At 48.7% G+C, this 15,228-nt stretch carries 19 protein-coding genes; all 19 read left to right on the top strand.

Annotation, left to right across the window (positions count from 1 at the left end; translation table 11 throughout):
* The first annotated feature begins 345 nt into the window (after nucleotides 1-345).
* The 19 genes from EFER_RS20510 to EFER_RS20420 all read left to right on the top strand — a co-directional run bounded on the left by EFER_RS20510 (nucleotide 346) and on the right by EFER_RS20420 (nucleotide 15,118).
* Nucleotides 346-633: a putative holin gene (locus EFER_RS20510; RefSeq protein ID WP_000724378.1), complete on the top strand. Its 288-nt coding sequence runs from the start codon at nucleotides 346-348 to the stop codon at nucleotides 631-633.
* Between the two features lie 2 nt (nucleotides 634-635).
* Nucleotides 636-1,241: a transglycosylase SLT domain-containing protein gene (locus EFER_RS20505; protein ID WP_000266450.1), complete on the top strand. Its 606-nt coding sequence runs from the start codon at nucleotides 636-638 to the stop codon at nucleotides 1,239-1,241.
* A 12-nt stretch (nucleotides 1,242-1,253) separates the two neighbouring features.
* Nucleotides 1,254-1,568 carry a hypothetical protein gene (locus EFER_RS20500; protein ID WP_000777271.1) on the top strand — a complete coding sequence of 105 codons (315 nt, stop codon included), beginning with the start codon at nucleotides 1,254-1,256 and terminating at the stop codon, nucleotides 1,566-1,568.
* Nucleotides 1,569-1,685: 117 nt separating this feature from the next.
* Nucleotides 1,686-2,141, top strand: a complete 456-nt coding sequence (locus EFER_RS20495; RefSeq protein WP_000404766.1) for a Gp37 family protein — start codon at nucleotides 1,686-1,688, stop codon at nucleotides 2,139-2,141.
* Nucleotides 2,138-2,335 carry a hypothetical protein gene (locus EFER_RS20490; protein WP_000875309.1) on the top strand — a complete coding sequence of 66 codons (198 nt, stop codon included), beginning with the start codon at nucleotides 2,138-2,140 and terminating at the stop codon, nucleotides 2,333-2,335. The genes EFER_RS20495 and EFER_RS20490 overlap by 4 nt, the downstream gene beginning before the upstream one ends.
* Complete coding sequence (locus EFER_RS20485) at nucleotides 2,325-3,749, top strand: phage tail sheath subtilisin-like domain-containing protein (protein WP_000729836.1); 1,425 nt, start codon at nucleotides 2,325-2,327, stop codon at nucleotides 3,747-3,749. The genes EFER_RS20490 and EFER_RS20485 overlap by 11 nt, the downstream gene beginning before the upstream one ends.
* Nucleotides 3,749-4,273: a phage major tail tube protein gene (locus tag EFER_RS20480; RefSeq protein WP_000907502.1), complete on the top strand. Its 525-nt coding sequence runs from the start codon at nucleotides 3,749-3,751 to the stop codon at nucleotides 4,271-4,273. Before EFER_RS20485 ends, EFER_RS20480 begins: the two co-directional genes overlap by 1 nt.
* A 50-nt stretch (nucleotides 4,274-4,323) precedes the next feature.
* Nucleotides 4,324-4,641, top strand: a complete 318-nt coding sequence (locus EFER_RS20475; protein ID WP_000658216.1) for a phage tail assembly protein — start codon at nucleotides 4,324-4,326, stop codon at nucleotides 4,639-4,641.
* Nucleotides 4,642-4,829: 188 nt separating this feature from the next.
* Nucleotides 4,830-7,205, top strand: coding sequence for a phage tail tape measure protein (locus EFER_RS20470; protein ID WP_001262475.1), 2,376 nt, complete (start codon nucleotides 4,830-4,832; stop codon nucleotides 7,203-7,205).
* Nucleotides 7,205-8,158: a phage tail protein gene (locus EFER_RS20465; RefSeq protein ID WP_000271437.1), complete on the top strand. Its 954-nt coding sequence runs from the start codon at nucleotides 7,205-7,207 to the stop codon at nucleotides 8,156-8,158. Before EFER_RS20470 ends, EFER_RS20465 begins: the two co-directional genes overlap by 1 nt.
* Complete coding sequence (locus tag EFER_RS20460; RefSeq protein WP_001269713.1) at nucleotides 8,158-8,367, top strand: tail protein X; 210 nt, start codon at nucleotides 8,158-8,160, stop codon at nucleotides 8,365-8,367. Before EFER_RS20465 ends, EFER_RS20460 begins: the two co-directional genes overlap by 1 nt.
* Nucleotides 8,355-9,395 (top strand): phage late control D family protein, encoded by a 1,041-nt coding sequence (locus tag EFER_RS20455; RefSeq protein WP_000808051.1) that lies wholly within the window; start codon nucleotides 8,355-8,357, stop codon nucleotides 9,393-9,395. The genes EFER_RS20460 and EFER_RS20455 overlap by 13 nt, the downstream gene beginning before the upstream one ends.
* A gap of 9 nt (nucleotides 9,396-9,404) precedes the next feature.
* The gene (locus EFER_RS20450; RefSeq protein WP_000679386.1) at nucleotides 9,405-10,106 is read left to right on the top strand and encodes a phage baseplate assembly protein V; all 702 of its coding nucleotides are present in this window, start codon (nucleotides 9,405-9,407) and stop codon (nucleotides 10,104-10,106) included.
* Nucleotides 10,107-10,204: 98 nt separating this feature from the next.
* Complete coding sequence (locus EFER_RS20445; RefSeq protein ID WP_001093497.1) at nucleotides 10,205-10,564, top strand: GPW/gp25 family protein; 360 nt, start codon at nucleotides 10,205-10,207, stop codon at nucleotides 10,562-10,564.
* Nucleotides 10,555-11,670 (top strand): baseplate assembly protein, encoded by a 1,116-nt coding sequence (locus EFER_RS20440; RefSeq protein WP_000951748.1) that lies wholly within the window; start codon nucleotides 10,555-10,557, stop codon nucleotides 11,668-11,670. Before EFER_RS20445 ends, EFER_RS20440 begins: the two co-directional genes overlap by 10 nt.
* Nucleotides 11,663-12,382, top strand: a complete 720-nt coding sequence (locus EFER_RS20435) for a phage tail protein I (protein ID WP_000359521.1) — start codon at nucleotides 11,663-11,665, stop codon at nucleotides 12,380-12,382. Before EFER_RS20440 ends, EFER_RS20435 begins: the two co-directional genes overlap by 8 nt.
* On the top strand, nucleotides 12,382-13,962 hold the full coding sequence (locus EFER_RS20430) for a phage tail protein (protein ID WP_000135571.1): 1,581 nt from the start codon (nucleotides 12,382-12,384) through the stop codon (nucleotides 13,960-13,962). The genes EFER_RS20435 and EFER_RS20430 overlap by 1 nt, the downstream gene beginning before the upstream one ends.
* Nucleotides 13,959-14,666, top strand: a complete 708-nt coding sequence (locus EFER_RS20425; RefSeq protein WP_001091606.1) for a DUF4376 domain-containing protein — start codon at nucleotides 13,959-13,961, stop codon at nucleotides 14,664-14,666. Before EFER_RS20430 ends, EFER_RS20425 begins: the two co-directional genes overlap by 4 nt.
* On the top strand, nucleotides 14,663-15,118 hold the full coding sequence (locus EFER_RS20420) for a hypothetical protein (RefSeq protein WP_002431754.1): 456 nt from the start codon (nucleotides 14,663-14,665) through the stop codon (nucleotides 15,116-15,118). Before EFER_RS20425 ends, EFER_RS20420 begins: the two co-directional genes overlap by 4 nt.
* Nucleotides 15,119-15,228 lie beyond the last annotated feature (110 nt).

Raw genomic sequence — 15,228 nt, 5'->3', positions numbered from 1 at the left:
CTTGTCAACAGGTGTATCATTTTACACGATACTGTATACACATACAGTATTATTTTTACTTGTAGTGTAAAAAGATCGTTTCCCTCACAGTCGCTGACTTTCTTAAACAAACTTTAAAAATCAAATAACTATCGAATATTCCTACGATCCACCATCATCTTTCCCCTGCATAATGATGCACTTGTTCGCCAGGTCACCTTTTGCTCTTTTATTGACGGGTGGATTTATTAGCGGGCATGTTCATTTATAGAGAATCTATTTTTTAAACTTATTTATTAAAGCTTTTTTCATTCTTCACTGGCGGGTTCTGACGACACTAAACGCTCATTTATCAGGAGATATCGTATGAAAAAAATCACATTTCCCCGGCTTTCCGGCTGGCTGGTCGCTTCCGTCGCGCTGTTTGTCGTGATCGGCTGGACCTCTTCAGCACAAATCCCGGTCGTCATTTATAAACTAAGCCTGGTTTCGCTTTCCGCGGTGCTGGGATACTGGCTCGATCGCAGTTTGTTCCCCTGGGCACGGCCTGACTCTTTTTGCCCCTGGAAGGAACCGCGTTGCTGCGCGGCGGCAATGATTCGCCGGGCTATCATCGTTGCTGCCGTCTGCCTTTCCGTCGCGTTAGGGCTATAGTGATGTGGCTGAAATATATCGCGTCTATGATTATTTTCGTTCTTTTCCCACTCAACGCCTCTGAACCGCCGAGAGCCTCTCTGGCATGGCGAAACGAACTAATTCGTACCGCTCGAGAAGTCTGGGGACTGAATGCCCCAGTGGCCGACTTTGCCGGGCAATTACACCAGGAGTCCGCCTGGCAGCCAATGGTACGTTCCCCCGTTGGCGCACAAGGTATGGCGCAATTCATGCCTGCTACAGCGACATGGGTAAGCCAGTTGTATCCGCAGTTGCGTGAAAACAAACCGTATAACCCAACCTGGGCGATTCGCGCGCTGGTGCAATATGACCAGTATTTGTGGAAAAACATCTCTGCGAAAAATGATTGTCAGCGTATGGCGTTTACCCTAAGCGCCTATAACGGCGGTCAGGGATGGGTTAATCGGGATAAAAAACTGGCTGTATCCAAAGGGCTAGATGCCACTCTCTGGTTTGGTCATGTTGAGCAAGTCAACGCCGGGCGCAGCGCCACGAACTGGCGAGAAAATCGTCGCTATCCAAAGATGATTCTCTATCAACACGCCGCCCGCTATTTACTCTGGGGACAGGCAAGCTGTCTTCACTAATCAGAGGGGCCGATGAAACTCAGTATCGATTTTTGGGAAGTGATCTCCCTTATGCTTTCCTTCGTTGGATTAATGTTTGCTGCCGGAAAATTGCTGTTAGCGCAAATTGAAAAAAGACTTAATGAGCGTTTTGAATCTCTGGAAAACGCGCGCCGGGAATCAGAAACAAACTGGTCGAAACTGGAAAGAGAATTTCTCGAATTTCGTGCCGAGCTTCCGCTGCATTATGTCCGCAGAGAAGATTATCTTCGTGGCCAGGCAGTATTAGAAGCAAAGCTGGATGCCTTATATAGCAAAATAGAGCTATTACAACGCGGTAGCTATTAAATTCAATTTTTTCTCTAAAGCAGATTAAAAGATCCTTCACCTTCACTACGTCAGAATACATTTCAACGATAACGAAGTGAGCGTTAACGAATCAGCGATAATTAAGGGATACCCTATATGGAAATTTTATCAGTAATGAATTCTGTTGTGACCAGATTATGTGAACAGAATCCCGAAATGGATGTATCTATTTCATCGGTTGATGCCCATAAATATATTCCGCAGACGCAGCAAGTTACAGTGATTATTAATTATAGCGGTTCTCTATTTGCCATGTCTGAAAGCAGTGATGCTCTCGTGCAACAGCAAACGCTCCGTTTAACTGCCACCGTTATTGTTGGCAAAAATTGTGACGCGTTAAACGCACTGGACCGCATACGCAGCGCACTGGGGGGGATCCAGCTTCCTGATTGCGAGCGTCTTCTTTGGCTTGAAAAAGAAATCAATGCAGGCGAGAGCGGTGGTTTCTGCCGCTACATCCTGGAAATGGCGACCAGCTCGCTGTTTATCGCGAAACGGGAAAGCACGGACCTTACCCTGCTTACTGAAGTTAATTACGAGGAAACTGAATGAAATACATCTACAACGGCCCGGCAAGCGGCGTCACCCTTGCCGACGGACAAGAAATCTTATTGTGGCCGAACAGTGAAATTGATCTGCCAGAAGACAACGAGTGGGTCATGACCATGATTGCCCGCAATCATCTGACACCTGTCATCACTCAGGAAGAACAAAATAACGGAGAGGAAATTGTACATGGCAGCTAATTATCTGCACGGTGTAGAAACCATTGAAATTGAAACCGGCCCGCGTCCGGTTAAAGCGGTAAAATCCGCCGTCATCGCTTTAATCGGTACGGCCCCCTGTGGTCCGGTAAATAAACCAACATTATGCCTTTCTGAAAGCGATGCTGCGCAGTTTGGTTCGACTCAGGCTAACTTTACGATCCCGCAGGCACTGAAGGCGATTTATGACCACGGTGCCGGTACGGTGGTGGTGATTAACGTGCTGGATCCGGCAAAACATGGCTCCAACATCAGCAATGAGAGTATCACTTTTGACGCTAACAACCAGGCGAAACTCGCTCACCGCAATGTGCGTAACGTGGTTCTAAAGCCCTCTTCATCAAATTCATCAACCTATAACACCGCAGCATTTAGCGTAGATGAACAAACAGGCATAATTACCCGTACAGGAGCCGACATTCCTCCTGGTGCGAAAGTTTGCGCCTATTATTCCTGGTGCGACCCTACAAAGGTCACCGCAGCCGATATTATCGGTGCCGTTAATACCGCAGGCGATCGCACGGGGATGAAACTGCTACAGGACACCTATAACCTGTATGGTTTCTACGCCAAAATCCTGCTTGCTCCCGTGTTCTGTACGCAAAAATCAGTAACTACCGAGCTGATTGCACAAGCGGAAAAACTTGGTGCGATTACCTACATTGATGCCCCGATTGGGACGACATTCCAGCAGGTATTGGCAGGACGCGGTTCGCAAGGGGCTATCAACTTCAACACCAGCTCTGATCGTGCGCGTTTATGTTACCCACACGTCAAAGTTTACGATGGCATCACTAACCAGGAAGTTCTCGAACCGCTCTCTTCGCGCGCTGCCGGGCTACGTGCCAAAGTAGACCTCGAAAAAGGTTTCTGGTGGAGCAACTCAAACCAGGAAATTCAGGGTATTACCGGTATTGAACGTTCGCTTTCCGCAATGATTGATGATCCTCAAAGCGAAGTGAATCAGCTCAACGAAAACGGCATTACCACTATTTTCAATAGTTACGGCTCTGGTCTGCGCTTGTGGGGCAACCGCACAGCGGCATGGCCTACCGTGACCCATATGCGTAACTTTGAAAACGCCCGCCGGACAGGCGATGTAATTAATGAGTCAATCCGTTATTTCAGTCAGCAGTATATTGATATGCCGATTAATCAGGCGCTGATTGATGCCCTGACCGAATCGGTAAATACCTGGGGCCGTAAGCTGATTGCCGACGGCGCACTGCTTGGCTTTGAGTGCTGGTACGATCCGGCGCGAAATTCACCGACCGAACTCAGCGCCGGGCATTTATTGCTGAGCTATAAATTCACCCCGCCACCGCCGCTGGAACGTCTGACGTTTGAAACTGAAATTACTTCTGAATATTTAGTCTCTCTGGAGAGCAATAGCTAATGGCTGGAAAAATTCAAATTAACCGTATTACCAACGCCAATATTTATCTCGATGGTAATAACCTTTTAGGTCGTGCAACCGAAATTAAATTGCCGGATGTCAGTTTAATTATGCAAGAGCATAAGGCACTGGGTATGGTCGGCAAAATCGAACTCCCGGCAGGTTTCGATAAACTGGAGGGCGAAATTAAATGGAACTCCTTTTATCAGGACGTCATGCGTAAAACGGCAAACCCGTGGCAGGCGGTGGCATTACAGTGCCGCTCCAGTATTGATTGCTATAACTCCCAGGGGAAAGCGAATCAATTAGCGTTAGTGACACATTTAACCGTGATGTTTAAAAAGAATCCACTGGGCACATTTAAACAGAATGAAAACCCGGAATTCAGCAGCGCCTTTGGTTGCACTTATATTAAACAAGTAGTTGATGGTGAAACGCTGCTTGAACTTGATTATATGGCCAATATTTTCCGGGTTAATGGTGTGGATCAATTAAGTACCTATCGCAATAACATCGGTGGCTAAGTTATTCGGGGCTACGGCCCCGAACTTTGCAAAATAAATAAGGACACAAAATGAAAGAACATTATATCTTGCAGTTTCCATTTACGTCGGCAGCAGGAAATAATATCGACACGCTGCAATTACGTCGCCTGAAAGTAAAAGATATGCGCAACGCGCGCCGGATCAGCGAAAAACCAGAAGAATGGGATGAACCGCTAATGGCGGCAATGACCGGACTGGTGCCAGAAGATTTAGCTGAAATGGATTTGCTGGATTACCAGGCATTGCAGAAACGATTTCAATCCATGCTTAGCGTGGCTACAGAATCCGCCACTGTTATGGCAAGCGATGGCGTTACTGGCGAGATGGTTTCGCTTTCCGCCCAGTGAGATAGACGCGCTCACCATAGATGACTTTAGCAACTGGCTGGATGAAGCCAGCGCTCAAATAAAGATCGAATATGACTCGCAGACCTGATGTCTGCGAGTTCTTCAAAGCCCGCCAGGTTTATTTCTTCCCAGCCCATTTTTCAGAAAACTAACCAGCGGGCCATCACCAATCTATAAGAGAAACAATTTTGGCCAACGATATTATTACCCAGCTTCAGGCGCGTAATGAGACGTTGACGCAGGCAATAGCCCGTTACGGCTCACTCAACGCCAGAACATTGTTAGCTCTCTCTACTCAGCAAGCGACAGTTATCAAACTAACGCAGCGGCTTGCCGATTCCGCTCTCCGCCTGGAGGAAAATAGCCGCAGCCGCGCTAATCTGATGGAGAAAACCCACACATTTGCCGGGCAATTTAGCAAAGTATTCAATGTTGAAGCCCCCGACTGGAAGTTGCCGTATGAGTTCCAGGACAACATGGTCAATATGGCGACCAAAGGTGGGATGAATGATACAACTCGCGAGACGCTCAGCCTTAATCTGCGCGACTGGAGCATGGATTTTAACCAGCATCAGACCACCTTACAGAACGCAGCCCAAACGCTGATCGAAGGCAATTTGTCGTCGATACAGGATCTCAACCGTTATATGCCGGAGATCGCCAAAGCTGCCACCGCCACGCGCGAAAGTGCTGAAACATGGGCGAATGCCGCGCTCGCAACCCATGATCGACTGAATATTGCGCCAGAAAATTTCCACGTCGCGCAAAACATGATGTACGGCATTAGCAAAAGCGGTGGGCCTGCCGTTGCCGAGCAAACGCTGTGGATAGACAAATTTGCAGGTAAAACCGGCGCTCAGGGTCTGGAAGGTATGGCTGAACTGACTGCCGCCATGCAGATCGCCATGAAAAACGGAGCCAGCGCCAGTGCGGCGGCGGAGAATTTCGACCACTTTCTGCAAACCACCTTTTCGAAAAAGACCGATAACTGGTTCGCCAGCCAGGGCGTCGATCTGCAAGGCTCTCTGCTTGAACATCAGCAAAACGGTATGGGTGTTAGCGAAGCCATGACTCATATCGTACAAATGCAGCTTGAGAAGATGAATCCGGCGATCCTCGACACCTTCAAACGAACTATGCAGATTGAAGATTTATCTGCTCGCAGCAATGCGCTGCAATCGATGGTGACGCAATTTAATCTGGGCGAAATGTTCGGCGATGCGCAAACGGTGGAATTCCTGGCACCTATGCTGGCGAATATGGAGGAATATCGCCAGTTAAAAACCTCTGCCATGCAAGCCACCAGCAAGAATCTGATTGATGCCGACTTTTCTGCGCAAATGGCCTCGCCCATTGAACAGACTAAAGCGTTACAGCTGGCGTTAAATGATTTATGGCTCAGCATTGGCTTGCAATTAATGCCGCTGATTGGCGAGCTGGCACAAAGCCTTACGCCGGTTATTCGTCAGTTCAGCACCTGGCTACGTGAGCACCCGACACTGGTGCAAAACATCGCGAAAATCGTCGGGGCGATTTGGCTGTTTAACGGTGCGCTGAATGTTTTAAAGCTGGGCGCGAACCTCATCACCTCGCCGTTTATTCGTCTGGTCGATATCTTCCTGAAAGTCAAGGCAAGTCTGGCGCTCACAGGCGGGGCAAGTAAGATGCTATCAGCGGTTAAGTCATTGGGTGGCGGCGCAAAATGGCTAATGCAACTGCTTGGTCGTGGCCTGATTGGCGCACTGAAACAGGTAGGTCAGACCGTCTTCTGGTTGGGTAGGGTTTTATTGATGAATCCCATTGGCCTGGTCATCACCGCAATTGCGGGTGCTGCTTATCTGATTTATCGCAACTGGGAGCCTATCTCCAGGTTCTTTTCGACCATCTGGCAACGTATCACCACGGCCTTTGACGGCGGTATTGCAGGGATTTGCCGGTTGATTCTCGACTGGTCGCCGCTGGCTTTGTTCTATAGCGCCTTTTCCAGTGTGATGAATTGGTTTGGTGTCGAGATGCCTGCAAGTTTTAGCGAGTTCGGCAGCAATCTTCTGGGCAGTCTGGTTGACGGCATAATAAATGCCTTCCCCGCTCTGAAAGGCATTATTGACCAGATCAAAAACGCCTTACCGGACTGGCTAAAAACCACGATGGGTATTAGTACAGAAGGATCGGCTACGGCTGTTACAAGCACGAGTAATACCGCATCCGTCTCCTCCACGACCGTTGTTCCAGGCGTTGCCGGTGCGATTTTAACGCCTCCAGTGGGGAAACAACTCGCGCCATCCAGTAAAACGACAACGCTACCATCGGCATCAGCGGCAAAAAATACAGCCGCCAAACAAGCATCGGCCTCTTTACCTGGTAAATCCGTAACCAAAGCGGCGACGCTACCTTCCCGTTCCTCAGGAAAAGTTCAGGTGAATTTTTCGCCACAAATTACCGTGCAGGGTAACGGACAAAACACCACTAAAGAGATTCAGAACGTGTTGACGATGAGTAAACGCGAACTGGAAAGAATGATTAACGATGTAATGGCGCAGCAGCAGCGCCGGGGGTATGCCTGATGTATGCCGTTTTAGGAGAGATTGAATTTAAAGTTGTCACGTTCTGGGATGGCTTTAAGAGCACAATGGGCGTGGATTACGCCACACATGCCCGTATTGAAGGCAAACCTGGCGTACAGTTTATTGGCGATAAGCTGGATATGCTGGCGCTGGAATTTTCCCTGCACAGCCAGTTTTGCCAACCCACAACAGAGCTGAATCGACTGCGTGAAGCCATGCTCGCCCACAAAGCAATGGCGCTGGTGTTTGGCAACGGAGATTATCGCGGCTGGTTTGTAATTACAGAGTTAACCGCCACTCACCAGCACACCGATCCCTGGGGCAATGTGATTGCCCAAAGTGGAACAATGTCGCTCCAGGAGTATACCGGCGATCCGAAAAACCCACTGCTGCCCCCGGCAATTACCACCCAGGAGCCTAATATCGAGGAAAAGGCGAGCGATTTTCCGAATAAGGAGGAGTCCTGGTTAGATCAGATATTGAACGCCATTGAAGAAGGTATGCGCAAAGCCAAAGAGATGCTCGATGAACTGGCGCAATCCATTGAAGATATTAAAAAAACAGTGGCAAAAGTGAAAGCACTGATTAAAGAGGCCAAAGCGTTAAAAGAAAAGTGTGAAAAGATAATTACGTCGTTGAAAAAGACAATCGACGCCATCGAAACCCTGTTTATACAGCCGATGGATCTGCAAACGCTGGCAGGACTCCCAAAAGCGTTGTCGGCGCAGATTAAAGCTTTACTGGGTAACATGCCAGGTATCCGGGACTGCGCCAATGACGCCAGTACGCTGGTTGACCATGCTCAGGCGCTTTTCGATGACATTACCAGCGACATCGCCGAAACGACGTTTGATAAAGCAGCAACGTTGGTTGATCAGGCACGAACAACGGTACAACGAACCACTCCAGCAGTGAGTCAGTTTGCTGCCGCAACCATTACGAGGAGCTGGTGATGCGATACCTTGAACATATCACCACCGACGGCGAACGCTGGGATAATCTGGCATGGCATTACTATGGCGATGCGCTGGCTTATGAACGCATTATCGCCGCCAATCCACATGTCGCCATTTACCCGGTACTACCTTCCGGTATTCAGCTCATCATTCCGGTCATTTCCGTCAACAAAACCGTATCGGAGCTCCCACCATGGCTGAGATAAGCGTAACTGGCGGCGTCTTTGCCACGCTCGCGCCCATTTTTACCCTCTGGTATGGGCATAAAGATATCACTTATGACATCACGCCTTATGTCACCAGCATCAGTTACCAGGACAGTATTAAAAACGAGTCGGATACCATCGCGATTACACTGGATGACACCGATGGACGCTGGATAAAAGAGTGGTATCCCGGCAAAGGCGATACGCTGGCGCTGCATATGGGTTATCAGGGGGAAAAACTGCTCGATTGTGGTCAATATATTATTGATAAAATTGATATTTCAGCGCCACCTTCCACGGTAAATATTGATGGCATCGCCACTTCCGTCAATCAGGCGCTGCGCACCCGTAACAGCCAGGGCTTTGAAGAAACGACGCTTTCGGCTATCGCCAGCCGTATCGCCCAAACGCACGGTCTGAAACTGGTGGGCAAAATCGAGCCGCTCACCATCGACCGGGTAACGCAGTATGGTGAAACCGATGTCGGATTTCTCAAACGTCTGGCCAGTGAATATGGTTATGCCGTAAAAGTGACGACAAAAGAGCTGATTTTTTCACATTTACCCACGCTGCGCTGCCTGGCACCGGTAAAAACGATCGACCGCAAAGACGTTTCGCATTTCACCTTCAAAGATACCATTAACCGTATCTACAAAAACGCCACCGTACAGCATCAAAATAGTAAGAAAAAAGAACTGGTTATCTACACCCACGACAGCCAGCAAAAACCGTCTGCCCGTGGAGTCGGCACCAGTGCCGACACGCTAAAACTGAACAGTCGGGCGACGGACGTTGGCGCAGCACAGGCAAAAGCCAACGCTGCACTCGACAGCCACAACGAATATCAGCAAACCGGAACGCTCACAATGATGGGCTGCCCGGAACTGACGGCGGGCAATAAAATCGAGCTAACCGATTTTGGCGTGCTTTCCGGTCAATGGCTAATTGATAAATCTACTCACAGTTTTGTGCGCAGCGGCTATACCACTGAAATCGACGTGTCGCGCGGGCCAGCGACCAGCCAGTAAGGAGGAAATATGAAAGGAGTAACCCGGCAAACGGGGATTATCATCGATATTGACGAAACCAGCGTTCGGGTGCGGGTCACGCTCCCGGAGTGTGACAATCTGAAGAGCAACTGGCTTGCGGTACTTCAACGCAATTCCCAGGACAATAAAGACTACTGGCTACCGGATATGGGCGAGCAAGTGGAAGTTCTGCTGGACAATAACGGTGAAGATGGCGTGGTGCTGGGCGCAGTTTATTCTACGGTTGACACCGCGCCTGTGGCCTCGCGCGATAAACGTTACGTCCAGTTTTCTGATGGCGCAGCGTTTGAATATGACCGCAGCACGCACCAGCTGACGATTAACGGCGGTATCGAGAAAATCGTGATTGAGGTTATCGACAGTACCCGCCTGACATCACCCAACGTTGAGATTAAAGCCCAACAGGTCATCGTGACTTCCGATACTGTCGATGTTAAAGCGACCGATGTCAGCATCGACGCCACTAAGGTCGATGTTAAAGCGGCAGCAGTGACGGTAGATGCGCCCATGAGCACCTTTACTGGCAACGTCACGGTAATGAAAAAACTCACCTGGCTTGGCGGGATGGCAGGAAGTGGAGGCATCGGTAACGCCGCCACGATAACTGGCAATGTCAACGTGATCGGCAACGTTCAGGCCAGCGGCGCATTGCAGGACAGCGGTGGCAACTCCAACCACCATACACACTGACGTTTAACCCGCCTGATGGCGGGTTTTCTCTTTTTAATCAATCAGTTTTCTAAATCGCTTTAATATCGCCACAGCCCGTTCAGGGCGAAAATACCCTCATGAACACAAAAACACGACCCTCAACGCTGCACTGGCAACCGGCCTTGCAGCGGCCTGAAGAATACGTCTGCGGGCTGGATGATATTCACCAGGCAATACACATCATTCTGCGTACACCGCGCGGCAGTGATCCCCACAGACCGCTGTTTGGCAGCAACTTGTGGCACTACATCGATTACCCCATCGAGCGGGCAATCCCGCATGTGGTACGGGAGTCGGTGGAAGCCATCCGCCAGTGGGAACCGCGCTGTCGGTTGCTGAAGCTGACACCAGTAATCGACGGCGAACATCTGACGTTACGTGTGCAATGGCGCGCCGCTGACGGCGTTATCAACTCAACGGAGGTGTTATGGCGATAGCCGAACCCAATTTTATTGACCGCGATCCTGCGCAAATTACCAGTGAGATGATTGCGCAATACGAAGATGCCAGTGGTAAAAAACTCTATCCGGCACAGGCTGAGCGGTTGCTCATCGACCTGTTTGCCTATCGTGAAAACCTTGTACGCATCGCCATTCAGGAAGCGGCGAAACAAAACCTGGTCGCGTATTCCCGCGCGCCAATGCTGGATTATTTAGGGGAGTTGGTGGGCGTTCACCGTTTGCCTGCGCAGCCTGCAAAAACGACGTTGCAGTTTTCGGTCGTCAGTGCGTATACCAGCAATATCCTGATTCCCCAGGGGACGCGGGCCAGTGCCTCTGATAGCGTGATGTTCGCCACCGATGAAGATGTTCTGCTTCCGGCCAGGAGTTTGCATATCGCCGTTCCTGCCACCAGCCTCGCAGCAGGTGAACAGGGCAACGGCTGGCAGCCTGCACAAATTAGCGCACTGGTCGACAGGATGGGTCATTATGACATCAACGTAACTAACCTGACTGCGTCAACGGGCGGCTGCGGTGAGGAGAGCGATGACGCATTGCGCCAGCGTATCCAACTGGCACCAGAAAGCTTTAGTAATGCGGGCAGCTATGGCGCATACCGCTTTCATACGCTTTCTGTTAGCCAGTCGATTATTGACGTTGCAGTACTGGGGCCGGACGAGGGATTGCCAGAAGGCTGCGTGGAGATCTACCCGCTAACCCTGAACGGACTGCCGGGAACAGAACTGCTCGCGCAAATCGAACAGGAGGTTAGCAAGGAGAAAAAACGTCCGCTGACCGACAAAGTGAGTGCGAAATGCGCTCTTCGAGTGCCGTATGAGATCCGTGCTCAGCTAACGCTGTTTACCACCGCCGATCAGGAGACAACGCTGGCTGCGGCGCGTAAAGCGATTAGCCTCTGGACGCAACAGCGGCAGAAACATCTGGGGCAGGACATTGTGCCAAACCAGATAATCAAAGTGTTACAGGTCGATGGCGTCTATGACGTTGCGCTGAATATGCCTACAAAACGTATTTTGCAGGCGCATGAATGGGCGGAATGCACTGCAATAGACGTCACGATTGCCGGAGTCAGCGATGGATAAATTGCTGCCACCGCCGCCGCTTGCCAGCGATGAGCGTTTTTCGATTCTGGCAAACATCGCCGCCGAGCGTTTTGCCCAACTCGATCTGACGGCGTTGATGGTTTATCTGGTCGACCTGGTTGATGCTTCGGCATTACCAGCCCTTGCAGAACAATTTCACGTTCAGGGGCTGGAAGGTTGGTTATTTACCACCGATGAGCGGGAGAAGCGCGAGTTAATTAAACAAGCCATTGAACTGCATAAATATAAAGGAACAATTTGGGCGGTACGGCGGGTGCTGGAAATACTTTCCTTACCCGGAACTATTTCAGAATGGTTTGAATATGGGGGAAGGGCTTATTTTTTTAAGGTAAATATTACACTAGAGGAAAAAGGATTAAATGAAGATGAATTCAATGCACTTATCACATTAATTCATGAATATAAAAATGTTCGTTCAAAGCTGGAAAGCATTGTTATTTGGCTTATTAATCGAAGCCCAATACCAGTTATTGGCAGCGCCATGCAAGGAGGGGAAGTCATTACAGTATTGCCTCCTGTTGCAGAAAGCCTCAGCCAGTCATCAGGAATATTTTTAGCGACGGGTTATTGTGTGGAGGAATATATCCAACTACTACCTTATCAACCCGATCGCCTTACACAATCCCAACCGATGAAGGTCGGCACAGGATACTGGAGCACCGAAATTATGTCTGTATATCCGGAGGAATAATGGCAAGTGAATTTTTTACAATATTAACTACTGCAGGCAAAGCCAAAATTGCCTCTGCATTGACGGAGCAAAAACAGATCCGTCTGCAAACTATGGTAGTTGGCGACGGTAATGGTAAATATATCGAACCGACAGAAAGTCAGACTAAAGTAGTCCATGAGGTCTGGCGTGGTCAGCTCAATACGTTAAAAATTGCGCCAGATAATCCGGCCTGGGTTATCGCGGAAGCGATTATTCCCGAACAAGTCGGAGGCTGGTATGTACGCGAAGTTGGGTTACTGGATACCGACGGCACGCTGGTCGCTATCGGAAAAATCCCTGAAACCTATAAGCCACGATTACCTGCGGGGGCCAGTAAGCAAATCGTTATACGCGCGGTCATGGAAGTCACCAATGCAGATGCGGTGACGCTTTTGATCGACCCTTCAGTCGTTGTGGCAACCAGGGAATATGTCGATGACGCGTTGAAAACACATCAGCAATCACGAAATCATCCTGATGCGACGCTGACACAAAAAGGTTTTACGCAGCTGAGTAATGCGACTAATAGCGATGATGAAACCAAAGCGGCCACGCCAAAAGCGGTAAAAACGGCATATGACCTGGCAAATAGCAAAGCTGCCACCAGTCATAATCATGCCTGGAGTCAGATTACTGGTATCCCTGATGGTACACTGACGCAGAAAGGAGTCGTTAAACTTAACAACACAACAAATAGCACCAGTACAACGGAAGCTGCAACGCCAAGTGCTGTTAAAGCAGCGATGGACAAGGCTATTGCTGCGGCACCGTCCAGCCATACCCATGCCTGGGGGCAAATAACAGGTATCCCCGACGGTACGCTGACACAAAAAGGGGTCGTGAAACTTAATAATGCGACCAACAGCACCAGTACGACGGAAGCTGCAACGCCGAACGCGGTTAAGGCAGCGATGGATAAGGCTATTGCTGCGGAAAGCTGTCCTGTAGGGATGCCTATACCCTGGCCATCTGATTCTGTACCTTCAGGCTACGCTCTGATGACTGGTCAGACATTTAATAAAACCTCCTATCCCAAACTGGCAATTGCATATCCATCTGGCGTTATTCCTGATATGCGCGGATGGATAATTAAAGGAAAACCATCCAGTGGGCGCGCTATATTATCTACTGAACTGGATGGAGTTAAATCACATAACCATACGGGCAGTATTTCTAGTACCAATTTAGGGACAATAACATCTACCTCTACGGACTTAGGAACAAAAACTACAGCTTCATTTAATCATGGAAGTAGAAATACAAGCACATCTGGAGAACATACACACCGAATACCAACTGATGGTGCAGAAGGTAAAGATGGACCGTCTTTATGGAACAGCCCCAATTCAGATGAGAACTACAGAGAACCTACTGAGTCTGCTGGTAGTCATTATCATAGTATTACGATTGGCGCCCATGCACATACAATCGCACTGGGAAGTCATACACATAATATTGTGTTAGGTACACATAATCACTCAATTATCATCAATAACACTGGCAATACAGAAAATACTGTTAAAAACATTGCATTCAATTATATTGTGAGGCTTGCATGAATACTTTTACTTTTTCCGATAACGCACAAATTTTATCTGTTTTTAATTTTTCACCAGACACACAAGAATTTATTGGTGAGTCCAATGTATATATAGCACCAAACACTGGACTACCGAATTACTGCACATTAACACCACCACCACAAAAAATTGCAGGTTTTACTTCTATATGGTCAATTAATAAATGGGAACTTATTGAAGATCATCGAGGCCAAACTGTTTATAACAAAGTTGATGGCAGCCAGATTATTATTAATAAATTGGGTCAATTGCCTGAAACTGTCACCATCATTTCCCCTACCAGTACTTTTGAGCGTTGGGATGGCGAAAAATGGCAGCCATCAATTGATGATGCTAAACAGGCGAAATGTGCCGAAATCAAAACATTGCGCGACTCCATCACTACCGACTACATCATCATCAACGACAATTACTTCCACAGTGATACAAGCAGCCGCATCCAACAACTCTCACTCACAAAAATGGGAGCGGAGAAAAAAATTCCGCCAGGTTTAATGTGGAAAACTAAAAATAATGGTCTGACTGAGTTAACCAACGAAATCGCTGCCCAGTTTGAATCCGTCACAATGGATCACGATATACGCTTGTTTGCCAACGCCCAACGCCATATCGCGGCGGTGGAAGCTCTGGACGATATTCAGTCGGTACTCGACTACGATTATTCAACAGGCTGGCAACCATGAGTAAAACTACAGTCTGGCTCGCTTGCTATAAAGGGCGAACAGAGCACCGGGTTATTGCGAGACTGGCTGACTGGCTTACACGCAAAATCACTCGCGGCAGTTATTCCCACTGTGAATTAGCCGTAGCACATGGAGAAAAGAGTTACCTTTGTTACTCCGCCTCTCTGCGCGATCGCGGCGTTCGTGGAAAGATAATGCCTTTACCGCCAGACAAGTGGGATATGCTGCCGCTCCAGGTCAGCCTTCAGGATGTAGAAGCTTTTTTCCGTAAACATGATGGCAAAAAATACGACTGGCGTGGAGCCTTAGGAATTATCACCGGCAATAAAGAACAGCGCGATCGCCTGTTTTGTAGCGAATTTTGTGCCGAATTTCTGCAATTAAAAGAAAGTTGGCGCTATTCCCCAAACCACTTGTACGCTTTAGTTAACAGTTGGCAATATCAACCATAAACTACGCCGGGCTTCAAGCCCGGCTTTAATCAGGCTGTATATTCCATCACAAACAAAGCACATGCTTATAAATATTCACAGTAATTATATTTCCATATTAACCATCCACT

It is taken from the genome of Escherichia fergusonii ATCC 35469, assembly GCF_000026225.1.
GTDB classification, from domain to species: domain Bacteria; phylum Pseudomonadota; class Gammaproteobacteria; order Enterobacterales; family Enterobacteriaceae; genus Escherichia; species Escherichia fergusonii.
The sequence above is the reverse complement of the archived record's forward strand: the minus strand, read 5'-3'. Positions and strand labels throughout refer to the sequence as shown.